We start from the raw sequence: 25,743 nt of genomic DNA, 5'->3' as shown, positions 1-25,743 counted from the left end.
TGAACTGACCCCAATTTATTGGACAGTTTAAATTAGTTAGGTAAAGACTGAGTTCGGTATTGAACTGGGCTCAGTCCTTTTAATTTTATCTTGATCCGTTCAGTATTGTAATACTTGATATATTCATGAAGCTCTTCTTCTAGTTCATCCAAATCTCTAAATTGCTTTGTATAAAAACATTCTGTTTTTAATATGCCAAAAAAATTCTCGATTACTGCATTATCTAAACAATTTCCTTTTCGTGACATACTTTGAATAATTCCTTGTTTCTTAAGGCTATTTTGATAATGGCTCATTTGGTATTGCCATCCTTGATCTGAATGCAGTATCAGCTCACCTCTCTGAGTCAATTTTGAAAAGGCTTGGGTAAGCATCTGCTCAATCATGTTGTAATGAGGACGTCTAGCTATCTGATAGGAAACAATTTCTTGATTAAATAAGTCAAGAATAGGCGAAAGATAAAGCTTTTCACCTTTTACCTTAAATTCGGTGACATCAGTAACCCATTTTTCGTTAGGCTTGCTGGCATTAAAATTTCTTTCGAGATGATTATCAGCAATTCGACCTAATTGGCCTTTATAAGAGCGATATTTTTTAGGTCTTACAATAGATTTTAGTCCCTGAACCTGCATTAACCGCTGTACTTTTTTATGGTTAATAACAACTTCATTTCGCAGTACAGCAGTGATCCTTCGATAACCATATCGACCTTTATGTTGATGATAAATCTCCTTTATTTTATCTTTTAATAATTTGTCTTTTGAATTATGACTATTTTTTTGGTGATAATAAAACGTACTTTTTGATAAAGAAAGCGCACGTAATAAAACCAAAACCGGATAAATCATTTTTAATTGATTAACGACAGCAACACGTTGTTTTACCGTCGTTTTGTTTCCTGCAATTCTTGTAACTTTTTTAAGCAAGCATTCTCAGCACGCAAATACTCAAGTTCCTTTAAAAGTTCTTTAACCGATTTATCTTTGTCATCCTTAGGTAATTCTTTTTTCTTTTTAGTCAATGTAGGTCTTCCTTTTTTCTTGGGGACTAGTGCTTTAATACCATGAATATCCATAATATTTTTCCATTCCAATATAGTGGTAAAGGCTGGAATATTAAAAAGAGCAGCTGTTTCTCTGGCAGAAAGCGAATGTTTTGTCATGTGAGACAATATATGCATTTTTAGCTCAAGAGAATAGATTACTTTGGATTTTCGAGGCTTAATTCCCTCAATACCATGCAATTGATAAGCGGAGCACCAGCAACGAACCTGAGAATCATTAATAGAAAAATGCTTAGCCGTCGATAGACGACTATTGCCTTTGAGATAAAAATTAATCACATTTAGTTTAAAATCAAGAGAATATTTAGCCATAGAAAAACACCCCAAAGTTGGTGTCCAACTTTTGGGGTGCAGTTCAATTAACCACCGGTTTTTTTATCACTATTATTAAAAACAGTGATGATTACATTCTATCTACTGTTTCAATACCTAAAGTATCTAAACCTTGTTTTAAGGTTTTCGCGGTTAAACGAGCTAGTTTTAGACGGCTTTGGCGAGTGTTTTCATCTTCAGCTGATAAGATAGGGCAGTTTTCATAAAAGCCAGAGAAAGCTTGTGCCAAATCGTAAAGATAAGCACACATAACGTGAGGTGTTCCTTCACGAGAAACTTGCATAATCGTCTCATCAAATTGGACTAAACGCAATGCAAGCTGTCTTTCATGAGATTGTGTTAGTACGATAGGTTGCGTTAGTGCATTTTCATCAATGTCTGCACGTTTGAAAATTGAAGCAACACGAGTATAAGCATATTGCATATAAGGTGCTGTGTTACCCTCGAAACTTAACATCAGATCCCAATCAAAGATGTAATCTGTTGTACGATTTTTAGATAAATCCGCATATTTAACTGCGCCGATACCCACAACACGAGCAACGTTATTTAATTCGTCTTTATCCATATCTGGATTTTTTTCAGCGATTAATGCGCGAGCTCTTTCTTGGGCTTCATCGAGTAAGTCGGTTAAACGAATAGTGCCACCGGAACGAGTTTTAAACGGACGACCATCTTTACCTAACATCATACCGAACATATGGTGTTCAAGTGACATTGAATCAGGGATATAGCCTGCTTTACGAACAATCGTCCAAGCTTGCATTAAATGCTGGTGCTGACGAGAGTCGATGTAATAAAGTACGCGATCAGCATGTAATGTTTCATGACGGTATTTTGCACAAGCAATATCTGTCGTTGTATATAGATAGCCGCCATCTTTTTTCTGAACGATAACACCCATAGGTTCGCCTTCCTTATTTTTATATTCATCAAGGAAAACAACCGTTGCACCTTCACTTTCTACAGCAAGGCCTTTTGCTTTTAGGTCAGCAACAATACCAGGTAACATTGGGTTATAAAGACTTTCACCCATAATGTCATCTTCGGTTAACGTGACGTTAAGACGCTGATAAGTTGCTTGGTTTTGTTGCATTGTGATATCAACAAGTTTGCGCCACATTGTACGGCAGTATTCATCACCACTTTGCAATTTCACAACATAATTACGGGCACGTTCTGCGAATACTTCATCTTCATCATAGTGTTTTTTCGCTTCACGATAGAACTCTTCGAGATCAGATAATGCCATATCAGCGGCATTTTCATTCTGCTTTTTCTCTAAATACGCAATCAACATACCAAATTGCGTACCCCAATCACCAAGGTGATTAGCACGAACAACATTATGACCCAAGAAAGATAAAGTACGTGCACTTGCATCACCAATAATGGTCGAGCGTAAGTGACCAACGTGCATCTGTTTCGCAACATTTGGGGATGAATAGTCGATAACAATAGTTTGAGGTTCAACGGGGGTTACGTTTAGGTGTTCATCTACTAATGCGTCTTCAGCTTGCTTTGCAACCCATTGCGGAGATAAAAAGATATTGATAAAACCCGGGCCTGCGATTTCAACTTTATCTGCAATATCCGTAATATCAAGCTTTTCTAAGATCTTTTCTGCGAGTTGTCGGGGTGGGATCCCCATTTTTTTTGCAGCTCCCATGACACCATTTGCCTGATAGTCACCAAATTGTACTTTGGCTGACTGACGGACAAGAGGTTCGCTATCAGCGGGTGCGCCAGCAGCACACATTGCCACACTGATTTTTTCTGAAAGAAAAGCCTGAATATTCACCGGGTTACCTTAAATTATTGAGAAAATAAAACCTGACGACAAGAGTCTGACAGGTTTCTTATAAAGAATTAGGATTAACCTTGAATTTATAACATATTCCGGCTAGAACATGCTACCATCTCGACCTTATCTTTAAGGTTTTTTCTCTGTTTTTTCATTAAGGTTATTCAAAATGGCGTTATTTTCTTCAATTTCTCAATTAAATGATTTAACTCGTGAGCTTTCTTTGTTTGAAGAAAATATGACACTATTGGCCGATAGTTTAGGTATGGATTTAGCTATTTATCCCACTGATCATGTGTCGTTACGTTGTCACGAATTGGCATTGGCAGAGCAGTGGCGAATAGGATTAAGTCAGTGTGGAAAGTGTATTTCTGATAATGTGATTAATGGGCGCCCAATATATCTATTTCAATTAGAGACGCCATTAACGATTTTAAATCAATCAGTTTCAATTGTTGAACTGCCTTTTCCCACAAATAAAAAATATGAATATCAAGGTTGGGAGCATATTGAGCAAGTGATCTCCGTCGAACCAAGCGAGTTAGTAAGTAGAGTCATGTCTTTTTTACCCCAAATGTTACCGGAGAATGTGAGCTTAAAAATCAGTGAACCTAAAGGTGAGAAAGAGCGTTTACCTAATCCAACGGTGGCTATTTCTAATGGAAAAGTCACTGTGAAGTATCATCCTTATTCGTTACTTGAAATCGTAGAAAGTGAGTGTTGAACGACACTTTCAGAAAATAGTTTGCTTGTGTCAGCACAAAATTCTGATAGTGGAATTGAATGAATCACGATATTCGACAACTATTGTTAGTAATCGCTGAGAAATGATATTTATTTTCTGATTACTTTCTTTATTAAGGATGGAGAGGGATGATATGGCTACATTGGAGATTTGTTGTTTTGGCGCTGAATGTGCGTTGGTAGCAGAACGAGCTGGTGCAGACAGAATAGAGCTGTGCACGAGTCCGGCAGAAGGAGGTATTACGCCAAGCTTTGGAATGCTAAGACAAGTCAGAGATCTGGTTCGTATTCCCGTTCATCCTATTATTCGCCCTCGAGGGGGAGATTTTTGTTACACACAGGCTGATTTTTCAGCAATGAAAAATGATATTAGTCTGATCCGTGATATGGGATTTTCAGGGGCAGTTGTTGGTCTTTTAAATGAAGAAGGGCATATTGATTTGCCTAAAATGGAAATTTTAATGGAACTTGCAGGTCCATTGGCCATTACTTTTCATCGGGCTTTTGATATGTGTATTAATCCATTATTAGCGTTAGAACAACTGACTCAGCTGGGGGTTTCTCGTATTTTAACGTCAGGACAGCAACCGAATGCAGAACTCGGTCTGCCATTATTACGAACGTTAAATGAAAAAACACAAGGCCCTATAATTATGGCGGGTGCTGGTGTAAGGCTTAGCAATATCCAAAAATTCCTAGATACAGGATTAAAGGAAATACATAGCTCAGCAGGAAAAGTGGCACCTTCAACCATGATTTATCGTAAAGCCGGTGTCACAATGAGCTCAGACAGTGAAGTTGATGAGTTTACCCATTATTGTGTGGATGAAGATACCGTTGAAGCGATGAAAGATATTATGAGTATTTATGCGCCATTAGCCTCTTAGTTTTAATTAACTTTAGTGGCCGATTTTAAAACTGCGCCTTTTATTGCGCAGTTTTTTTATGCAGTTTCATCTAATACTAAAGTATGTGTTATACCACAATGTTCAACAAAGGTTTCATCATGGGAAACCAGTAATAATGTGCCTTGATATTCAACGAGTAGATTTTCCAATAGTTGTTTAGATTCGATATCAAGGTGATTATCTGGCTCATCAAATAATAATACTGCAGGTGGCTTGGGGCTATGTGTTAAAGCCAATAATGTTGCTTTTAATTGTTCGCCACCACTTAGTTTTTCTAGAGGGAGTAATGATTTATCACCTCTGATCCTTAACATACCCAGCCGTGTTCTCCATTGCTCGATAGAAATAGCGGGTTGATATTGGTGTAGTGCTTGTGCAACGGGTAATGTTTTATCAAGTAAAGCAATATGTTGATCAAGATAACAAAAATCTTTGTTGAGACGAAATTCACCAGCAAGTGGTGCGCACTGCTCGATCAAACATTTTAATAACGTTGATTTGCCACATCCATTTTTACCTTTAATATGCCAATGTTCGTTTCCATAAGCTGAAAATGAAATAGGGTGTTGATAACCATACGGAAGCTGAAGATTATCCACAAATATATTTAAGCGATGTCCATCGCTTTGATAATTCAAGACTATTTTCTGCTGATGAACATGCATTTTTTCTTCATCGACACCTTGTTTTTTAGATTGCATATCTTCTATTACACGCAGATGCCGTTTTGCTACGGCTGATTGGCGTTGTTCTGCTCGATTTTTTTGCATATCTAATAAAAGTAAGCACTGAGAGCCACTTTTCCTAATTGACTCGCCTTGTCGTTTTCGTTGCGTTGTTTTTTGCAAGGTGGCTTGTTGTTGGCGTTTTTCATTTTTAATTTGGCTATTTAGTCGATCACTTGCTGCTTCCAACGATGCTATTTCTGCACGTTTTTGTGTCTCATATAAAGTATAATTTCCACCATATTCAAATAAACCTTTCTCACTTAATTCAAGAATGGTATCAGCATATGAAAGCAAGTTTCGATTGTGACTAACAATAAGAGAGCCAGCTTTGTGCTGAGCCAACTGTTTTACTAGCCATTGTTGACCTTGATAATCAAGGTGATTATCTGGCTCATCCAAAAGAAGAAAACTCTCTGTTTGTAAAAATACACGGCAAAGTGCTAAACGTGTTTGTTCTCCGCCACTTAAATGCGCAATAGGGGTATCTAATGCGACAGGAAGTTGTGCTGAATCTAATAAATTCTCCCACGTAACAGGAAGTTGCCATTTGCCATCAAGCAACTCAATATCTTCTAATGTAGCAATGCCTGCATCAACGCGTTGGAATGCTTGATAAATTTCATGAATATCTAACGCTTGAGCAAGTGTATTACCTTGTAATCGTGTTAATTGATCAACGTGAACAAAAGGCATATTCCAATTAACTTGCCCTGCTGAAGGCGTTATTTTTTGTGCTAATAATCTTAGTAGTATGGATTTCCCTTTACCGTTATGGCCGATTAATGCATTTTGCTGACAAGCCAATGAGCGAGTTAATGGCGGAAAAAGACGTGCTTGATTAAACTCGATAGTAAGTTGTGAGAAGTGACAGGCTATTGTCATAGTAATACCTCCTAAGCGAAATAGGTGGCAGACAGCCGAGATCTTTTTCTAGATGCGACGAAATAAATTATTGTCTGCCAGTAACAGAAAATGAATACCCAAAAAGGTATATGAAAAATTTTCTGGCAGAATTTAGTTCATCGTAGGGAAGTGCCTTCTTAAAAAGAGAAATAATTGAAGAGATTACGCATGCATTTAAGCATGAATAAAGATGAACAACAAGCTCAGAATAAGGTTATCTATGTGTGGCTCTTATTTTACGAGCTTTTATTCTGAATATTATGCGTTTATATATCGATGACATATTAATATAGGTAATGCAAGCTAAAGGAATACCGTAGAATAATGTGCCGTAAGCCATACCAACATGTGGAATATTAAAATAATCGCTATGCTGTGGAATTAAATAAAGATAGTTAATTTCATTTAAATATTGGGGCGTTAACCCACCATAAGGGACTAAGAACTTAAAAATCATGACAGAAAAAAGGCATAGCATAAAATTTAAAACTAATAGTGCAGAATAGAATAAATTCTTTCCCATTTCTTCTTTAGTTTTTACTTGATAACCACTGATAATTCGATTAGCAACAATTACAGCATAAAGCCAAATAATCAGGTTTTCATCACCCATAATCATACTATTTATGATAAGAGCAAATATTCCATAAAAGGGAATAAGAGCAAAAACAAGTTTAGTACGAGCAAATGCAGCCATAAAAACACCAGAATGCACGAGAATAAACTCAAATAAAAATAGAACGGTTAGATTATAAATTGTTTGAACTGAGAAATGTTCAGGAAACCACCAAACGGTAATAATAAACACGATATATAAAAGTTGTGTGGCATAGTCAAATAATGAAAAAAAGAGTTGAACACCTCGTTGTAATGGCGTTAATGGAAGGCGTTTTGCTGATGTGGTTTCGACAAAGGACGAAAAGATAGGATCATTATATTTCTGACGCTTATTCTTTTGTAAAAGAGCGTGTTGTTTTTTTTGTGTTATTTCTTTTTGAGTAGCAACTTTGCTCTTTGGTGTCTTTGCCATAGATTTCTTTAATCGTTCATCTGCAAAATAAGAGGGCGTATAAGGTGTCTTTAATAAAAAAACAAGATGAATATTATGAAAGAAAGGGATATTGAATAACTTGATATCCCTTTAGATCTCAATAAAAAATTAAGGCTTAGTGGCAATTAATATCGCACGTTTAGGGGCGGGATAACCTTCAACTGTTTTTGTTTTATCATCAGCATCTAAGAATGCCTCTAATGAATCGGTGACCATCCAATCTGTTTTACGTTGTTCATCCAGAGAAGTTGTGTTTTCATCGACAATACGCACATCTTTAAAGCCACATTTCTCTAGCCAAACTTTTAGCATTTTTGCAGATGGAATAAAATACACATTACGCATTTGCGCATAACGTTCACCAGGGATCAGGCATTGGAATTCATCACCATCCACAACGAGGCTTTCTAATATTAACTCACCGCCCGAAACTAATTGATTTTTTAATTGCCATAAATGATCAAGTGGTGAACGACGATGATAAAGTACACCCATTGAAAATACGGTATCAAAGGCTTTTAATTCCGGCATTTGTTCAATACCAACAGGAATTAAATGTGCACGTTGATCATTCCCTAATAATTTTCTGACGGCTTCAAATTGGCATAAAAAAAGTTGAGTAGGATCGATTCCCACAACAAACTGAGCACCTTCACCTAGCATTCGCCACATGTGATAGCCACTGCCACAACCGACATCTAATACTAAACGGCCTTCAAGAGGAGAAAGGTGAGGTAAAACACGATCCCATTTCCAATCTGAACGCCACTCTGTATCAATATCGACCCCATAAAGAGAGAATGGGCCTTTTCGCCATGGCATTAAGGATTTCAGAATATTATTTAAACCCAGTTGTTCGCCAGCACTTAATGAAGGTGTTTTATTGGCAATCACTCCATTTTTTAAATCAAGTTCTGTAGGGGTTATTTCGGGCAAACCATCGAGCATTCTTTCCCATGAAGAAAAGTGACCGTGTAACGCATTTGAGCGCCATTCTGATAATTGAGCAGGTAAAGTATCTAACCAATGAAATAAGCGCTCATCTTGCGCAATAAGTTGATAGAACGAGCCAAAATTAATCATTAGTTATTGCCTTTAATCGCTAAAAGAGAGCCGAAATTAAAACATTGGAACCAAACTTCTGCATGAGGGAAGCCAGCATTATGCAAGCGAGTTTTATGGGTTTCAACAGAGTCTGTCAGCATAACATTTTCTAACATGCTACGTTTTTGGCTAATTTCTAATTCGCTGTAACCGTTAGCACGTTTGAAATCATGGTGCATATTAAACAACAATTCACCAATTTCTTTATCTTCAAAACTGAATTTTTCAGAAAGTACTAACACACCACCAGGGTTAAGGCCTTGGTAAATGCGGTTTAATAATATTTGGCGATCACTTGGTGCTAAGAATTGTAAGGTAAAGTTAAGCACGACCATTGAAGCATTATTGATCTCAATGTCAAGAATATCCCCCTCAATAATATCGACGGGGGTATCTGCTTTATAGGCATCAATATGGCGTTGACAACGTTCTATCATAGCCGGTGAATTATCAACACCAATAATTTTGCAGCCTGTTACATCAATATTACGACGCATAGAAAGGGTTGCTGCACCTAAAGAACAGCCTAAATCATAGACTTGGCTATTGGGCGTAACAAAGCGGCCGGCAAGCATACCAATCATGGAGATGATATTTGAGTAACCGGGTACTGAGCGTTTTATCATATCCGGAAACACTTCGGCGACTTTTTCATCAAAGCGCCAGTCACCAAGGTTAGCAATGGGTGTTGCAAATAAGCTGTCTTGTTGTGATGATTTTGAATTCGACATAACTGAAATAGATTTAAGGAATAAAAGAAGCACGCATTCTACCAGAAGCGACGGTGCTCACAAAGTTGCATTATTTAGAAAGAAATTGGGAAAAATAAATAAACCTTTTTGATACCTTGCCGTTATTAGACACAACAGCAAGGATGTCAGTTTTGATCATGGATGATCATGTTATTTCCACGAGGACTTAGTAATAAAAGGAAAAGATTTGTATCCAAGGAAGGAAATAAATATTAGCAATGATCATCAATATCATTGATAAGTAAGTGGCTGCCATTCCTGAACGACGCCAGCTAAGTTCACGATGTTTTAATCCATAAGAGTGTAAAAAGCGACCTACGATTAAAATTGAGCCACAGATGTGTACCATCCAAACAAAAGCACCATTCATTTCCATCACCAGCAATAAGATCATGGAAATGGGGATATATTCTACTGCATTGCCGTGAACACGGATGGCTGTTTGTAATTCATAAAAGCCACCATCGCCATAAGCAACCCGATATTGTGTTCTGAGTTTTACGACATTGAGGGACAATTTAATCAATAACAGTGCGCCCAGTATGATATAAAGCGAGCTAACCATCTTTTCTCCATTGCCAAAGCCAAAAAACGGCGAATTAATGATAAACCTCAAAGCGACTTCTGTCGCTATAAATAATTATTATTAATTAATTGTTTGGGGATTAGCAAATCCTTGAAAAGATGTATCATATAAACTAGGTCTATACTCTTATCTCCGGAAAGAATTTTCGTTATAATGTCTGCCTTTTTTTTGACACTACTCGAAAAAGACTATTGCCAAAATTTCCGCAGCAGAAAGCACAACAAGCTGAGTAAAAGGATATTGTATGCGTACTAATTATTGTGGGCAGTTGAATAGCGCCCATGTGGGCCAAAAAGTGACTCTTTGTGGTTGGGTTAACCGTCGCCGTGATTTAGGTGGGCTTATCTTTATTGATATGCGAGATCGCGAAGGTATTGTTCAAGTCTTCTTTGACCCAGAGCAGAAAGAGGCATTTTCTCAGGCTTCAGAACTGCGTAATGAATTTTGTATTCAAGTCACAGGAACAGTACGCGCTCGCCCTGATAGCCAAGTTAATAAAAATATGGCAACAGGTGAAATTGAGTTAGCGGCAGAATCTCTGTCTATTTTTAACCGTTCAGAGCCATTACCGTTAGATAGCAATCAAACAAATACTGAAGAGCGTCGTTTAACTTATCGTTATTTAGACCTGCGTCGCCCAGAAATGTCAGATCGCTTAAAAACCCGAGCTAAAATCACAAGCTTTGTTCGCCGTTTTATGGATGGTGAAGGTTTCCTTGATGTTGAAACCCCTATGCTGACAAAAGCGACACCAGAAGGTGCGCGTGACTATTTAGTACCAAGTCGTGTACACAAAGGTAAATTCTACGCATTACCACAATCACCACAGCTTTTTAAACAGCTGTTAATGATGTCTGGCTTTGATCGTTACTATCAAATCGTAAAATGCTTCCGCGATGAAGACTTACGTGCCGACCGTCAGCCTGAATTTACACAAATCGATGTTGAAACCTCTTTCATGAGTGCAGATCAAGTGCGCGAAGTGATGGAGCGTATGATCCACGCATTATGGTTGGATATTCTTAATGTCGATTTAGGTGCGTTCCCTGTCATGACCTTTGCTGAAGCAATGCGCCGTTATGGTTCAGACAAACCTGATTTACGTAACCCAATGGAACTCAAAGATATTGCTGATTTAGTCAAAGATGTTGAGTTCAGTGTGTTTGCACAAGCAGCCAACGATGAAAAATGCCGTGTTATTGCATTGCGTGTACCAGGTGGTGCATCATTAACCCGTAAAAATATCGATGAATATACCCAATTTGTTAGCATTTACGGCGCTAAAGGCCTTGCGTGGATGAAAGTCAACGAAAGTGCTAAAGGCATTGAAGGGGTACAAAGCCCAATTGCCAAATTCCTGACTAATGATGTTGTTAACGCTATTTTAGAAACAACGGGTGCAACGGATGGCGATTTAATCTTCTTTGGTGCGGGACGTAAAGGCACTATGAGTGATGCAATGGGGGCTCTGCGTTTGAAAGTGGGTCGTGATCTTGAACTGACTGACTTAAATGCATGGAAACCATTATGGGTTATCGATTTCCCAATGTTTGAAGAAGATGAAGAAACCGGTAGTTTAAGTGCAATGCACCATCCATTTACTTCACCAAAAGACTTATCACCAGCTGAATTGACTGCACACCCAGTCGGTGCTGTGGCAAATGCGTATGATATGGTTATTAATGGTTATGAGGTAGGTGGCGGTTCAGTACGTATTCACCGTAATGAAATGCAACAAGCGGTATTTGGTATTTTAGGTATTACACCGAATGAGCAACAAGAGAAATTTGGTTTCTTATTAGAGGCTCTTAAATTTGGTACGCCACCACATGCAGGTTTAGCCTTTGGTTTAGACCGCTTAGTGATGTTGTTAACGGGTACTGATAACATTCGTGATGTTATTGCATTCCCTAAAACAACAGCTGCCGCGTGTTTAATGACTAATGCACCAAGCTTTGCTAATGAAGATGCTTTAAAAGAGTTAGCGATTGCAGTAACTCAAAAAGAAGTTAGCGAAGATAAAGAGTAAATGATGAAATATAAGCGCCCGATATCCGTTTTAGTTGTTATTTATGCAAAAGAAAGTAAACGGGTGCTTATGCTAAAGCGTCGAGATGATCCTGATTTCTGGCAATCTGTGACTGGCAGTTTAGAAGAGGGCGAAACCCCTTTTCAAACGGCGTTGCGTGAAGTGCAAGAAGAGGTTGGAATTGATATCATAAAAGAAAATCTTGAGTTGGTGGATTGCCATCGCTCAATTATTTTTGAAATTTTTGCACATTTTCGGCATCGTTATGCACCCGATGTTACTCATTGTCAGGAGCATTGGTTTACGTTAGCACTGCCCGCAGAGCGAGATATTGTGCTAACTGAGCATTTTCAATACCAATGGCTAGACGCGCCACTGGCGGCAAAACTAACAAAATCCGCCAGTAATCAGCAAGCGATTGAAGAATTTGTTATTTAATGATTAGACCACGTTTGGAGATATTTCATGGCAGGTCATAGTAAATGGGCCAATACAAAACACCGTAAAGCAGCGCAAGATGCGAAACGCGGTAAAATTTTCACTAAAATCATCCGTGAATTAGTTACAGCAGCACGTTTAGGTGGTGGTGATCCTGCAACTAACCCGCGTTTACGTGCGGCAGTTGATAAAGCATTATCAAACAACATGACTCGTGACACCTTAAACCGTGCGATTGCACGCGGTGTGGGTAATGATGAAAATGATAATATGGAAACTATCATCTATGAAGGCTATGGCCCTGCGGGTACTGCTGTGATGGTTGAATGCTTAAGTGATAATCGTAACCGTACTGTTTCCGATGTTCGCCATGCATTTACCAAAACAGGTGGTAACTTAGGAACGGATGGTTCAGTTTCTTATCTTTTCACCAAAAAAGGTGTTATTTCTTACGCACCGGGTGTTGATGAAGATGCTGTTATGGAAGCGGCGTTAGAAGCAGGTGCGGATGACGTTGAAACTTATGATGATGGCGCTATTGATGTATACACCACACCAGAATCTTTTGGTGAAGTAAAAGATGCGATGGATGCAGCAGGTTTTGTTGCTGAGTCAGCCGAAGTTTCAATGATCCCATCGACTAAAGCAGAATTAGATATTGAAACTGCACCAAAATTAATGCGTCTTATTGATATGTTAGAAGACAGTGATGATGTACAAGAAGTGTATCACAACGGTGATATCTCAGATGAAGTTGCAAAACAACTGGAAGATATCCTGTAATCGTTCTAACGATTATCGAAAATAACGGTGTTTAACGCTGTTATTAAAAGTGCGAAGAGAAGAGCAGAGCAGACTTTTTTGCTCTTTTCTCTCGCCATCGACCATATCGGCAACAGGAATTGATATGGCTATCATTCTAGGTATAGACCCCGGTTCACGTGTTACAGGCTATGGCGTAATTCGACAGCAAGGGCGACAACTTATCTATTTGGGAAGTGGTTGTATTCGCACACAAGTTCCCGACCTTCCTAATCGACTTAAACGTATTTATGCTGGTGTCAGCGAAATCATTACTCAATTTTCGCCAGATGTGTTTGCGGTTGAACAAGTATTTATGGCTAAAAATGCCGATTCTGCACTTAAACTTGGGCAAGCGCGTGGTGTAGCAATACTTGCTGCCGTTAATAACGATCTTCCTGTTTTTGAATATGCCGCTCGTCAAGTCAAACAGACCGTTGTGGGTACGGGTGCAGCCGAAAAAAGCCAAGTACAGCATATGGTGCGTTCAATATTAAAATTATCTGCCGCACCACAATCAGATGCTGCCGATGCGTTGGCGATTGCAATTACACATTGTCACTTTAACCAAAATTTATTACGTGTGGGTGATCCGCGTCTGGTTTTAACGCGAGGTCGGTTAAGATAAGTTGTTATCTTGGTAAATGTCTTTGGTTTTTCACAAGCTGGATATACGTCCAGCTTTTTTTATGTTATAAACTTGACGTAATTATTTTTGCGGAGGCGTTAGGGTGATAGGTCGTATCAGAGGAATTATTCTTGAAAAACAGCCACCAGTGGTGCTAATCGAGGCAGGTAATGGTGTGGGTTATGAAATCAATATGCCAATGACCTGTTTTTATGAACTGCCTGATATTGGCCAAGAAGCCATTATCTATACGCAATTTATCGTACGTGAAGATGCTCAATTACTTTATGGCTTTAACCAAAAACAAGAGCGTGCACTCTTTCGTGAATTAATTAAAGTCAATGGCGTCGGCCCAAAACTGGCACTCGCTATTTTATCGGGTATGTCGGCTCGTCAATTTGTGACCGCGATTGAAAATGAATCTATCTCTTCATTAGTAAAATTACCGGGTGTCGGTAAGAAAACAGCCGAGCGTTTAGTGGTTGAAATGAAAGATCGTTTTAAAGGCCTTAATGGTGATTTATTCGAAAATAGTGATATCGAGTTACCAGAAAGCACTCCATCTAAAGCACCAAAAGCGGCTGATATTGAAGCCGAAGCCTCTGCTGCATTAATCGCGTTAGGCTATAAACCACAAGAAGCTGCAAAAATGATCAGCAAAGTGGCAAAACTGGGTACAGATAGTGAGACGCTTATCAGAGAAGCGTTACGCGCGGCTATTTAGGAGTAACACATTGTGATTGAAGCAGATCGCCTGATTTCAGCAGAAATTCAACAACCTGAAGAAGAAATTATTGATAGGGCTATTCGCCCTAAATTTCTTGCCGAATATGTTGGGCAACCGCAAGTTCGAGAACAAATGGAGATTTTTATTCAGGCGGCTAAATTGCGTCATGATGCACTCGATCATTTGCTAATCTTCGGACCTCCCGGATTAGGTAAAACCACATTGGCGAATATTATTGCTAATGAAATGGGGGTTAATTTACGTACGACATCAGGCCCTGTACTTGAAAAAGCGGGTGATCTCGCGGCTATGCTAACTAACCTTGAGCCTCACGACGTATTATTTATTGATGAAATTCATCGTCTTTCACCTGTTGTCGAAGAAATTCTTTACCCAGCAATGGAAGATTATCAACTTGATATCATGATTGGTGAGGGGCCTGCGGCTCGTTCAATTAAAATTGACTTACCTCCATTTACCTTAGTAGGCGCAACTACAAGAGCGGGCTCTTTAACATCGCCATTGCGTGACCGTTTTGGTATTGTTCAACGTCTCGAGTTTTATCATGTTGACGATCTTCAACACATTGTTTCTCGTAGTGCTAGTTTTATGGGACTAGAGATGACAGATGAGGGGGCTCGTCAAATTGCTATGCGTTCACGAGGCACTCCGCGCATTACTAACCGATTGTTACGCCGTGTGAGAGACTTTGCCCAAGTAAAAGGCAATGGTGCTATTGATGAAGAGATTGCTTCTAAAGCGCTTGATATGTTGAATGTGGATGCGGCAGGTTTTGATTATTTAGATCGTAAACTCCTTTTCGCCATTATTGATAAATTTATGGGTGGCCCAGTAGGATTAGATAACCTTGCGGCTGCTATTGGTGAAGAGCGTGAAACCATAGAAGACGTATTAGAGCCTTATTTAATTCAGCAAGGTTTTATTCAGCGCACACCACGAGGCCGAGTTGCTACTAATCACGCCTATCGCCATTTTAATCGTATTGTAGAAGAGCCTTAATATTTATATCTGTATGAGGTTGAAGGTGATTTAAATGATAGAACTGACTCGAGGCAATCTTTTAATGGAACCCTTAACGGATGTTAGTGTGCTAATTTATGCTCCTATAGATGAAACAGAATTAAGTAAAAAATAGAAATATTAGTTTTCAGATAATTAATGAAAAAAGATAAAAATAAACCCCAATAACATAGCGTTGTTGGGGTTTATTTATCTAACAGGCTGGAAATATTACTGTTTAGTTGGTGCAAATAAACTTAAGATAAATAGACAACTCGCCGCTAAAACCACAGAAGGGCCTGCTGGAGTGTCATAGAAAGCAGAGAAGGTTAAACCGCCAGTAATTGCCAGCATACCAACAGCGATTGCAATCAGAGCCATTTGTTCTGGTGAGCGCGCAAAACGACGTGCCGTTGCGGCAGGAATAATGAGCAGTGAGGTGATAATTAATGCTCCAACAAATTTCATGGCTAAACCAATGGTTAGTGCAGTGATCATCATTAGTTTTAAGCGTTCTCGCTGAATATTTACACCATCAACAAATGCCATATCTTGATTAATTGTCATGGAAAGCAATGGACGCCATGAACGGATAATCACACATAAAACAATTACAACGCCAATAAAAATACTAATGACATCTTGATAGTTAACTGAGAGCAAATCACCAAATAGGTATGCCATTAAATCAACGCGCACATTGGACATTAAACTCACAACCACAAGCCCTAAAGAAAGCGCACTGTGTGCCATGATCCCTAAAAGAGTATCAACAGAAAGTTGAGGTTTTAATTCTAACCACACTAATAAAATAGCAAGAAGAAGTGTGACGGCAATAACAGCATAAAAAGGCTCGATATTAAACAGCAAACCAAAAGCAACACCAAGTAGTGAGGCGTGTGCTAGTGTATCACCAAAATAAGACATACGGCGCCAAACGACAAAAGAGCCCAAAGGGCCTGCCGCCATTGCTAAGAGCATACCGGCAATCCAACCCGGTAACAGCAACTCAATCATGACGACACTCCTTACTATGCTGATGATGATGACGATAAATACCAAGTTGCTCAGCACCACGACTTCCAAACATGGCAATAAATTCAGGGTGTGAAGAAACAACGTCAGGTGTGCCCGAACAGCAAATATGACCATTTAAACAGAGCACTTCGTCTGTTTTTGCCATCACAAGATGAAGATCATGAGAAACCATCAAGATGGCACAACCTAATTCATGACGGAGCTGATTAATTAAATCATAAAGTGCTAATTGACCATTAACATCAACACCTTGGGTGGGTTCATCTAAAACTAAAAGTTGAGGTTGATTAAGTAATGCTCTTGCTAACAATACACGTTGAGACTCACCACCAGAAAGTTTCTGCATAGGTTGATCAATTAATTTAGCCGCATTAACTCGTTCTAAAGCGGGGAGAATATCTTTATTATGGACACCCGGTTTTAGTGTCATAAAACGTTTAACGGTGAGTGGCATGGTTGGCTCAAGATAAAGTTTTTGTGGCACATAACCTACTCGTAGCGCGTTTTGACGCTCAACTTTTCCTGAGGTTGGATTTAATAAACCAAGAACTAAACGGATAACTGTAGATTTACCGGCACCATTAGGGCCAAGTAAAGTAAGAATACGGCCTGCTTTTAGATTAAAAGAGATATCTTTTAAAATTTCTCTTTCACCAAAAGAAACACAAACCGATTTTAAACAAATCAAGTCAGACATAAAATTAGCACTTGCAGAATCATTGAAACGTTATAATATAACATTCCCAATGATGATTCACGAGAATTCTTCCTATGTTACATAAAAACAACAAATTTGCGCATCGTTTTTTATTGAAATCATTTTTAACGACAGCGATGATAAGCTCATTCAGTGCTTCAGTGCAGGCTGATGTCGTCGTTTCCATTAGGCCATTAGGATTTATTGCGGCAGCTATCGCTGATGGGGTAACACCAACAGAAGTTTTATTGCCAGATGGGGCATCTCCACACGATTATGCATTAAAACCTTCTGATTTGAAAAAAATCACCTCCGCAGACCTGATGGTATGGGTGGGGCCTGATATGGAAGTGTTTTTAGATAAGCCATTAAATAGGCTTACTGACAATCATAAGTTGGCTTTAACGGAAACTAAAGAAATAAAGTCGCTTTTATTGAAAGATGAAGGTGACAATGTGCATAAACATGAGGAAAATCACGAACATCATTCTCACGGTGATTATAATATGCACATCTGGTTATCACCAGAAATTGCGTTGTCGTCTGCAAAACAGATCCACGAAAGGTTAATTACACTCTATCCAGATAAAAAAGAACTTCTGGACGTAAACCTAGGTAAATTCAGCGAACAACTCAAGCAAACTGATAAGAATCTTGTTAATATTCTGTCGCCTGTGAGAAATAAGGGTTATTTTGTCTTTCATGATGCTTATGGCTACTTCGAAAAACATTATAATTTAAAGCCGTTAGGTCATTTTACTATCAACCCTGAAATACAGCCGGGTGCACAGAAATTACATCAAATACGAACACAGTTGGTTGAGCAAAAAGCAACCTGCATTTTTGCTGAGCCACAATTTAGGCCGACGGTAATAGAAACAGTGGCGAAAGGCACTGGGGTTAAAATGGGTGTATTAGATCCCCTAGGAAGTGGGATTGCTCTGACTCAAGAGAGCTATATAAAATTCCTTACCCAACTAGCTAACCAATATGCGAGCTGCCTGAATGAAACACAATAAGGAATTAATAACGTGCAGCAGAAGAAATCCATTGCACAGGTATATTTAAGTTTACCACTCCCACATAAAATCATGCTTGGTTCATTAACTGCAGCAACACTGGCCGTCGCAATTTGGCGACCAGTGGTTCTTCAAAATGAGCAAAACCGAGAAGTTCCTGTCAGTATTCAAATGCCTTCCGCAGTACAAAGTGAAAATACAGATGACATTATCACTGACAGTAGTGATCAACTTACTGATGAAGGGTTGGTTGGTGCGGAAGATGGTACAGATACAAGCACTGCAGTTGCACAAGTCCCTCATACTTATATTGTCTCTAGTGGTGATTCACTAAGTTCAATATTGACTCAGTTTGGTATTGATTCTTCTGATATCGCAGCTATTTCTAATCAAAATAAAGATCTCAGAAATCTCAAGATTGGACAATCAATTAGCTGGGAACTTGATGATAATGGGTTGCTTCAAGAATTAAACTGGGGTGTTTCTCGTCGTGAAACTCGCGTTTATACCCGAACAGAAACGGGTTTTAAAGAAACCAAAGAGTTCCAAAAAGGGGAATGGAAAAACAGCGTTACCAGCGGTGTTATTCGTGGTAGTTTCTCTGTTAGCGCAACAAATGCAGGTTTAACTAATTCAGAAGCTCGTGCAGTGACTAAAGCATTGCAATGGCAAGTAGACTTTAAAAAACTACAAAGTGGCGATCAATTTGCTGCACTTTTTTCTCGTGAAGTGCTTGATGGTCGTACAGAGCAAAGTGAACTTATTGGTGTGCGTTTACGTAGTGCCGGTAAAGATTATTATGCATTCCTTGCTGAAGATGGTCGTTTTTACGATAGCCAAGCTGGTGGATTAGAGCGTGGATTTATGCGCTTCCCAACAGTGAAGCAGTTTAGAGTTTCCTCTCAATTTAATCCTCGTCGTATTAATCCTGTTACGGGACGTTTAGCTGCTCATAAAGGTGTCGATTTTGCTATGCCAGTAGGAACCCCCGTATTAGCAACAGGGGATGGTGAAGTTATTGTTGCGAAATACAGTGGTGCTGCGGGTAACTTTATCGCTATTCGTCATGGCAGCCAATACACGACACGTTATATGCATTTACGTCAATTATTAGTAAAACCTGGGCAACGTGTTAAACGTGGCGATAGAATTGCCTTATCAGGGAATACCGGTCGTTCTACTGGGCCTCATTTGCACTATGAGCTGTGGATCAACCAACAAGCAGTCAATCCACTAACGGCAACGTTGCCTCGAGCTGATGGTTTAACGGGTAAAGATAAACAAGAATATCTTGCTAAAGTAAAAGAGATTAAACCTCAATTAGTGCTAGCTGATTGACAATAAACATGATTTTAAAGACATAAAAGCGGATGATTGATATCATCCGTTTTTGTTTTAATGTTTTTTACGCCTATTTAGGGTATCAATTCAGAGAGTTATCTGATGAATAAAGAAAAAGATACAGATAGCAAAGCGGGTTATGTACCCACTTTTCACTGTGCTTATTTGCATCCTCGTCATTGGGGAACATGGTTAGGTGCAGGTGTATTAAGTGTTTTAGCTTATATGCCAGTAAAGTGGCGTGATCCATTTCTTGCTGCTATTGGTCGTTTTGTTGGACGTAAAGCGAAAAGCGCAAGACGTCGTGCAGATATCAACTTGAGATACTGTTTTCCAACATGGAATAAAACGCAGCGTGAAAATGTACTCGACAGCATGTTTGAAACTGCACCTCAATCCTTTGTGATGTTGGCAGAGCTTTGTTTAAGAGGGCCTGAGCACATATTAAAACGAACAAGCTGGCAGGGCTTAGAGATCATCGAACGTTTTAAAGAGCAAGGCCGTAATGTTATTTTTATGGTGCCTCATGGCTGGGCAGTAGATATTCCTGCCATGTTATTAGCCGCTAAAGGCCAGCAAATGGCGGCGATGTTTCACCACCAAAAAGATCCCGTGGCTGATTATTTATGGAATAAAGCCCGTCATCATTTTGACGGTCGATTACATTCTCGCGAAGCAGGTATTAAGCCTTTTATTTCTTCTGTGCGACAAGGTTACTGGGGCTATTATTTGCCAGATCAAGATCATGGCGCAGAGCATAGTCAATTTGTGGATTTTTTCGGCACCTATAAAGCGACATTACCTGCGATTGGGCGGTTAATGAAAGTATGCCGAGCAGCTATTGTACCGTTGTTTCCAGTGTATTGTCATAAAACACATCAGCTTCACATTATTATTCGTGAACCAATGGATGATATTGAAGATAAAGATGATACGTACATTGCACGCAGAATGAATGAAGAGTTAGAAGCACTCGTGACACCGACACCAGAGCAATATACGTGGATCTTAAAATTACTGAAGACACGTAAAGAGGGCGAAATAGAGCCTTACGCTCGTGAAAATATATTGGATTAGTCAGCTAATAAGTCAATATAAAAACGGGCACTTAATTAAGTGCCCGTTTTGCTATTAAGATTGACAACTCGGTATTATTCAACAGTCAAAATACGGCATGTATTAGTGCTGCCGATTGTACCCATTTGGTCACCTTGAGTGACTAACACTAAATCACCTGAGACTAAGAAACCCTTATCACGTAAACGACCTATTGCTTCATTAGCCGCAGCAATACCATCAGTATGCGTACTACAATAAACAGGGGTCACGCCACGATAAAGTGCCGTTTGGTTTAATGTTTTCTCATGGCGAGACATTGAGAAAATAGGTAAACCAGTACTGATACGAGACATCATGCGTGCAGTACGACCTGATTCTGTCATCGCAATAATAGCATTAACGCCTTTCATATGGTTAGCAGCATACATGGTAGACATCGCAATGGCTTCTTCCACGGTATCAAACACCATATCTAAGCGATGCTTAGAAACATTAGCCGCTGGCATTTTTTCAGCACCTAAGCAGACCTGTGCCATTGAAGCGACTGTTTCTGCTGGATATTGTCCTGCTGCAGTTTCTGCCGAAAGCATAACGGCATCAGTACCATCTAATACGGCGTTAGCAACATCCATTACTTCGGCACGGGTTGGCATTGGATTTGTTATCATTGACTCCATCATTTGAGTGGCAGTGATAACGACCCGATTAAGCTGACGAGCACGACGAATTAATTTTTTCTGTACGCCAACTAACTCAGGATCACCTATTTCAACGCCTAAATCGCCACGCGCAACCATAACTACATCCGAAGCAAGGATGATTTCATCAATGATTTCATCATTAGCAACTGCTTCAGCGCGCTCTACTTTTGAAACTATTTGGCATTCACAGCCTGCATCACGAGCTAAACGGCGAGCAAGGTTAAGATCTTCGCCCGTTCTTGGGAATGAAACAGCAAGGTAATCAACACCGATTTTTGCAGCGGTGATAATATCTTGCTTATCTTTTTCTGTTAATGCATCAGCAGAGAGGCCTCCACCGAGCTTATTAATGCCTTTATTGTTAGATAATGGGCCTCCGACAGTCACTTCAGTAAAGACTTTTAAACCATCTACTTTGAGGACTTTTAACTGAACTCGACCATCATCGAGAAGTAAAATATCACCTGGAACTACATCGGCTGGTAAGCCTTTATAATCAATACCCACTTGATTTTGATTACCTTCGCCTTTTTCGAGCGCTGCATCAAGTAAAAATTTATCACCGACATTCAGGAAAACTTTTCCATCTTTAAAGGTAGATACACGGATTTTAGGGCCTTGTAAATCCCCAAGAATAGCAACATGGCGACCTAATCTTGCAGCAATTTCACGTGTACGATTTGCGCGAGCAAGATGATCTTCCGCAGAACCATGAGAGAAATTTAATCGAACAACATTCGCACCAGCAATAATAATTTTTTCTAGGTTATTATCACGATCTGTTGCTGGGCCTAAGGTGGTAACAATTTTTGTTCTTCTGAGCCGTCTGGACATGTATTACTCCGTTGACCTTGAACGAAAGGTGTTGGCAATTGGATAAAACAGAAATCAGACTGTGTTTTGCCCAATATGTTAAGTGAAACGCTTCAAGCTAATTGCAACATACACTACTGTTTTCAGTATATGCGAGAGTTAGCTCGCAGATATGCTACCATTTTTCAAAAAGTTATCTAGTCAGGGGCACAATCGTAAGTGTGACAATACTAACAGAATAATTAAAAACGGTTACTTATCAAACCGTGAATCACGTAAAGCTTCTTTGACGCGCTTCAAGTTATCTCTGAATTTTGGTCCTCGGCGTAAAATAAATCCTGTTGCGAGAACATCAATAATAGTGAGTTGTGCAAGGCGAGAGATCATTGGCATGTAGATATCAGTATCTTCAGGCACATCAAGTAAAATAGGGAGGGTGGCTTCAGAGGCTAAAAGTGAGCCAGGTGTCGTAATAGCAATTACTGCGGCATCGTTTTCACGCGCAATTTTAGCTATTTCAATGAGATTTTTAGTGCGTCCTGTATGGGAAATAACAACGACCACATCACCATCAGTACTATTTATGCAACTCATACGTTGCATAACAACGTCATCAAAGTAAGTGACAGGAATATTAAAACGAGAAAACTTATTCATGGCATCGTGAGCTACCGCTGCTGATGCGCCTAAGCCAAAAAAAGAGATTTTCTTAGCTTGCGTCAAAATATCAACTGCACGATTGATTGCGGCGATATCAATATTATTTTTAACGTCCTCAAGTCCCGCCATTGCAGATTCAAAAATTTTATTGGTATAAGAAGAGACCGTATCGGAATCATCAATATTACGATTTACATAAGGCGTGCCGTTAGCAATGCTTTGTGCTAATTGTAATTTGAAATCAGGAAATCCTTTTGTTGCCATGCGTCGGCAAAAACGATTAACAGTCGGTTCACTGACATCAGCTGTTTTAGCCATTAAGGCAATACTTGAATGGATAACTGTTTGTGGCGCAGTTAAAACAGCCTCGGCGACTTTTTTTTCTGATTTACTCAAGATGTCCAGATTAGACTGAACCCTTTCCAATATATTCATTAAATATACAGATCCTTGGCTTTGCCAATTTCAATAAAAGGAGAAATCTATAACGGTTTTATGAAAATATACTACGCAAAGAACAAGGCTTGCAGTGTAAACCATCGGTAAACAGGGCTTTTTTCGTTAAAGTATGACGTGTGTCTAACTTTCAATACTGAAAACAAGAAACAAAACTGTAGTAAAGTTACAAGAAAATATAAAAACATGGGTCATAAAATGAAGCATTACAATATGTGTGGTAAGTTAGAGACTAAAATGTGCAAGTGTATTTACTGAATACATCCAAAAGAGTACATTAATACAAAATTCTGTAACAAAATTACAAAATCTCATCATGAGGAGACGTTCTATGGCAGCGATATCGACTGCTCAGGCTTGTGATCTGGTTATCTTCGGTACGAAAGGGGATCTAGCACGCCGTAAGCTCATTCCATCATTATATCAATTGGAAAAAGCAGGATATATTCACCCTGACTCTCGTATTATTGGTGTCGGCCGTGCTGATTGGGATGTTGAGGCATATAAAAATGTCGCTCATGAAGCGTTAAAAACCTTTTTAAAAGAAGAAATTAATCCTGAAATTTGGCAACGTTTAAGTGATCGTCTCGATTTTTGTAATCTTGATGTCAATGAAACAGACCATTTTATTGAATTATCAAAACACCTAAAACAAGATAAGTTACCTGCTATCTACTATTTTGCGATGCCACCTAGTACCTTTAGTGCAATGTGTCAGGGATTAGGTCATGCAAAATTAAATAAAGAGCCAAACCGCGTCGTAATGGAAAAACCATTAGGGACAGATTTAGCCTCTTCAGTTTCTATTAATGATAGTGTGGCAAAATACTTTAAAGAGAGCCAAATTTATCGTATTGACCACTATTTAGGTAAAGAAACGGTATTAAACCTTCTAGCTCTTCGTTTTGCCAATTCCCTTTTTGTTAACAACTGGGACAATAAAACGATTGATCATGTCCAAATTACAGTTGCAGAAGAAGTGGGTATTGAAGGGCGTTGGGGATATTTTGATCAAGCAGGTCAAATGCGTGATATGGTGCAAAATCACCTATTACAAATCCTAACTATGATTGCGATGTCTCCACCAGCTGATTTAACTGCTGACAGTATTCGTCAAGAAAAAGTGAAAGTTTTACGTTCATTACGCCGTATTGATAACACAAATATTCGCGAAAAAACGGTTCGTGGACAATATACTGGCGGCTTTGTACAGGGTAAAAAAGTACCCGGTTATCTTGATGAAGAAGGTGCCAATAAAACCAGCAATACAGAAACATTTGTGGCAATTCGTGCTGATATCGATAATTGGCGTTGGGCTGGTGTTCCGTTCTATTTAAGAACAGGTAAGCGTCTACCAAGTAAATGTTCAGAAGTTGTGGTTTATTTTAAAAAGCCTGCGCTGAATATTTTCAGTGAGACTTATCAAGAGTTACCACAAAATAAGCTGACTATACGTTTACAGCCAGATGAAGGGATCGATATCGAAGTGCTAAATAAAGCGCCAGGACTCGATCATAAACACCGTTTACAAACAACTAAGCTTGACTTGAGTTTCTCGGAAACATTCAATCAAACGCATTTAGCAGATGCTTACGAGCGTTTATTGTTAGAAGCCATGCGTGGCATTCAAGCGTTGTTCGTGCGTCGTGATGAAGTAGAAGAAGCATGGAAATGGGTTGATTCAATTATCAATGCATGGGAATGCGATAATGAGCTACCTAAGCCTTACCAAGCGGGTACATGGGGACCTGTTGCATCTGTAGCAATGATCACTCGTGATGGTCGTTCATGGAATGAAATTGAATAATTGGTTTTGATTGTCCATTCTCAAGAGAAAACACCCAGTTATGCTGGGTGTTTTTGTATTAGCTAAACACCTTTAAGCATAATTCCAGCAATTTAGATGAATAAAACTACTGAAGGAGCGTAAAACTGTTGATTAACTATGCAATCTGATTTTTGCTAGAAATTAAAACTTAAATAAAACCAATCAATTAACAAAAATATTTTGCGAAAAGGCATTGCTTTAAATAATTCGGCATGATAGAAATATGATGTAACATTTAACCATCTTATATGAGGGTTCGGAGTATATCGTGCGGATGGTCTGTGCGATGAAAGAATAAATAATCATGACTAGCGCCAAAAGCGTCAAAGTTAAACGTTCTACCTATAAGTTATTCCTTTCTGCTATTTTATCCAGCGAACACTACTGGTGTGGCGCATTATAGAAATCTCTCATCTTAATTCCTGACGCAATCAGGAAATGACGTTGCCTTAACGTTCGGCTTTTATTGCCGCCAGAAAGACTATCTACATATTCTCTATCTTCCTGCGCAA

General features: G+C 39.1%; 23 protein-coding genes. 12 read left to right on the top strand and 11 right to left on the bottom strand.

What is annotated here, in order from left to right; genetic code table 11:
* Nucleotides 1–32: 32 nt before the first annotated feature.
* Nucleotides 33–1,375 (bottom strand): IS3 family transposase gene (locus GWI59_RS02885; protein WP_442958892.1). Its coding sequence is split into 2 segments (ribosomal slippage): nucleotides 33–925 and nucleotides 925–1,375, totalling 1,344 coding nucleotides; the frame shifts between segments, so codons are not numbered across the junction.
* Nucleotides 1,376–1,466: 91 nt separating this feature from the next.
* Entirely contained in the window at nucleotides 1,467–3,197 is a 1,731-nt protein-coding gene (argS, locus tag GWI59_RS02880) for an arginine--tRNA ligase (RefSeq protein ID WP_109847393.1), read from the bottom strand.
* A 172-nt stretch (nucleotides 3,198–3,369) separates the two neighbouring features.
* Between argS and GWI59_RS02875 the strand changes: the two genes are divergently transcribed.
* Together GWI59_RS02875 and cutC are read left to right on the top strand one after the other, a co-directional pair.
* A complete protein-coding gene (locus GWI59_RS02875; RefSeq protein ID WP_006536584.1) occupies nucleotides 3,370–3,924 on the top strand; it encodes a VOC family protein in 555 nt (184 codons plus the stop codon).
* A gap of 154 nt (nucleotides 3,925–4,078) precedes the next feature.
* Nucleotides 4,079–4,831, top strand: a complete 753-nt coding sequence (cutC, locus tag GWI59_RS02870; protein WP_109400513.1) for a copper homeostasis protein CutC — start codon at nucleotides 4,079–4,081, stop codon at nucleotides 4,829–4,831.
* Between the two features lie 56 nt (nucleotides 4,832–4,887).
* Here cutC and GWI59_RS02865 read toward each other — a convergent pair whose 3' ends face one another.
* The 5 genes from GWI59_RS02865 to GWI59_RS02845 form a co-directional block, all read right to left on the bottom strand.
* A complete protein-coding gene (locus GWI59_RS02865; RefSeq protein WP_109847394.1) occupies nucleotides 4,888–6,462 on the bottom strand; it encodes an ATP-binding cassette domain-containing protein in 1,575 nt (524 codons plus the stop codon).
* A gap of 235 nt (nucleotides 6,463–6,697) precedes the next feature.
* Nucleotides 6,698–7,513: a hypothetical protein gene (locus tag GWI59_RS02860; protein WP_006536590.1), complete on the bottom strand. Its 816-nt coding sequence runs from the start codon at nucleotides 7,511–7,513 to the stop codon at nucleotides 6,698–6,700.
* Nucleotides 7,514–7,642: 129 nt separating this feature from the next.
* Nucleotides 7,643–8,617 (bottom strand): tRNA 5-methoxyuridine(34)/uridine 5-oxyacetic acid(34) synthase CmoB, encoded by a 975-nt coding sequence (cmoB, locus tag GWI59_RS02855; RefSeq protein ID WP_109847395.1) that lies wholly within the window; start codon nucleotides 8,615–8,617, stop codon nucleotides 7,643–7,645.
* The gene (cmoA, locus tag GWI59_RS02850) at nucleotides 8,617–9,369 is read right to left on the bottom strand and encodes a carboxy-S-adenosyl-L-methionine synthase CmoA (RefSeq protein ID WP_072064240.1); all 753 of its coding nucleotides are present in this window, start codon (nucleotides 9,367–9,369) and stop codon (nucleotides 8,617–8,619) included. Before cmoA ends, cmoB begins: the two co-directional genes overlap by 1 nt.
* A gap of 187 nt (nucleotides 9,370–9,556) precedes the next feature.
* On the bottom strand, nucleotides 9,557–9,955 hold the full coding sequence (locus GWI59_RS02845) for an MAPEG family protein (protein WP_006536594.1): 399 nt from the start codon (nucleotides 9,953–9,955) through the stop codon (nucleotides 9,557–9,559).
* Between the two features lie 265 nt (nucleotides 9,956–10,220).
* On the opposite strand from GWI59_RS02845, the gene aspS reads away from it, so the two are divergent.
* The 6 genes from aspS (at nucleotide 10,221) to ruvB (ending at nucleotide 15,619) form a co-directional block, all read left to right on the top strand.
* A complete protein-coding gene (gene aspS / locus GWI59_RS02840) occupies nucleotides 10,221–12,005 on the top strand; it encodes an aspartate--tRNA ligase (RefSeq protein WP_006536595.1) in 1,785 nt (594 codons plus the stop codon).
* 3 nt (nucleotides 12,006–12,008) lie between these two features.
* A complete protein-coding gene (gene nudB, locus GWI59_RS02835) occupies nucleotides 12,009–12,443 on the top strand; it encodes a dihydroneopterin triphosphate diphosphatase (protein WP_161671505.1) in 435 nt (144 codons plus the stop codon).
* Nucleotides 12,444–12,470: 27 nt separating this feature from the next.
* A complete protein-coding gene (locus tag GWI59_RS02830; protein ID WP_006536597.1) occupies nucleotides 12,471–13,226 on the top strand; it encodes a YebC/PmpR family DNA-binding transcriptional regulator in 756 nt (251 codons plus the stop codon).
* Nucleotides 13,227–13,350: 124 nt separating this feature from the next.
* Entirely contained in the window at nucleotides 13,351–13,872 is a 522-nt protein-coding gene (gene ruvC, locus GWI59_RS02825) for a crossover junction endodeoxyribonuclease RuvC (protein WP_006536599.1), read from the top strand.
* Nucleotides 13,873–13,975: 103 nt separating this feature from the next.
* Nucleotides 13,976–14,596: a Holliday junction branch migration protein RuvA gene (gene ruvA, locus GWI59_RS02820; RefSeq protein WP_072064017.1), complete on the top strand. Its 621-nt coding sequence runs from the start codon at nucleotides 13,976–13,978 to the stop codon at nucleotides 14,594–14,596.
* A gap of 12 nt (nucleotides 14,597–14,608) precedes the next feature.
* On the top strand, nucleotides 14,609–15,619 hold the full coding sequence (gene ruvB / locus GWI59_RS02815; RefSeq protein WP_161723926.1) for a Holliday junction branch migration DNA helicase RuvB: 1,011 nt from the start codon (nucleotides 14,609–14,611) through the stop codon (nucleotides 15,617–15,619).
* A 231-nt stretch (nucleotides 15,620–15,850) separates the two neighbouring features.
* Here ruvB and znuB read toward each other — a convergent pair whose 3' ends face one another.
* Together znuB and znuC are read right to left on the bottom strand one after the other, a co-directional pair.
* Complete coding sequence (znuB, locus tag GWI59_RS02810) at nucleotides 15,851–16,636, bottom strand: zinc ABC transporter permease subunit ZnuB (RefSeq protein WP_109847398.1); 786 nt, start codon at nucleotides 16,634–16,636, stop codon at nucleotides 15,851–15,853.
* Nucleotides 16,629–17,354, bottom strand: coding sequence for a zinc ABC transporter ATP-binding protein ZnuC (gene znuC / locus GWI59_RS02805; protein ID WP_161669354.1), 726 nt, complete (start codon nucleotides 17,352–17,354; stop codon nucleotides 16,629–16,631). Before znuC ends, znuB begins: the two co-directional genes overlap by 8 nt.
* A 74-nt stretch (nucleotides 17,355–17,428) precedes the next feature.
* Here znuC and znuA point away from each other — a divergent pair, with 74 nt between their 5' ends.
* The 3 genes from znuA (at nucleotide 17,429) to lpxM (ending at nucleotide 20,791) form a co-directional block, all read left to right on the top strand.
* Complete coding sequence (gene znuA / locus GWI59_RS02800) at nucleotides 17,429–18,373, top strand: zinc ABC transporter substrate-binding protein ZnuA (RefSeq protein ID WP_006536605.1); 945 nt, start codon at nucleotides 17,429–17,431, stop codon at nucleotides 18,371–18,373.
* Nucleotides 18,374–18,385: 12 nt separating this feature from the next.
* On the top strand, nucleotides 18,386–19,711 hold the full coding sequence (gene mepM / locus GWI59_RS02795) for a murein DD-endopeptidase MepM (protein WP_161723924.1): 1,326 nt from the start codon (nucleotides 18,386–18,388) through the stop codon (nucleotides 19,709–19,711).
* Nucleotides 19,712–19,816: 105 nt separating this feature from the next.
* Complete coding sequence (gene lpxM / locus GWI59_RS02790) at nucleotides 19,817–20,791, top strand: lauroyl-Kdo(2)-lipid IV(A) myristoyltransferase (protein WP_006536607.1); 975 nt, start codon at nucleotides 19,817–19,819, stop codon at nucleotides 20,789–20,791.
* 74 nt (nucleotides 20,792–20,865) lie between these two features.
* Here the strand turns inward: lpxM and pyk are convergent, their stop codons facing one another.
* Together pyk and GWI59_RS02780 are read right to left on the bottom strand one after the other, a co-directional pair.
* A complete protein-coding gene (gene pyk / locus GWI59_RS02785) occupies nucleotides 20,866–22,308 on the bottom strand; it encodes a pyruvate kinase (RefSeq protein ID WP_072064013.1) in 1,443 nt (480 codons plus the stop codon).
* A gap of 231 nt (nucleotides 22,309–22,539) precedes the next feature.
* Nucleotides 22,540–23,382, bottom strand: a complete 843-nt coding sequence (locus GWI59_RS02780; RefSeq protein ID WP_006536609.1) for a MurR/RpiR family transcriptional regulator — start codon at nucleotides 23,380–23,382, stop codon at nucleotides 22,540–22,542.
* A 352-nt stretch (nucleotides 23,383–23,734) separates the two neighbouring features.
* Here GWI59_RS02780 and zwf point away from each other — a divergent pair, with 352 nt between their 5' ends.
* Nucleotides 23,735–25,210: a glucose-6-phosphate dehydrogenase gene (gene zwf, locus GWI59_RS02775; RefSeq protein ID WP_109397573.1), complete on the top strand. Its 1,476-nt coding sequence runs from the start codon at nucleotides 23,735–23,737 to the stop codon at nucleotides 25,208–25,210.
* Nucleotides 25,211–25,743: the final 533 nt, after the last annotated feature.

This window comes from Proteus sp. G2673 (genome assembly GCF_009915125.1).
GTDB classification, from domain to species: Bacteria; Pseudomonadota; Gammaproteobacteria; order Enterobacterales; family Enterobacteriaceae; genus Proteus; species Proteus penneri.
The sequence above is the reverse complement of the archived record's forward strand: the minus strand, read 5'-3'. Positions and strand labels throughout refer to the sequence as shown.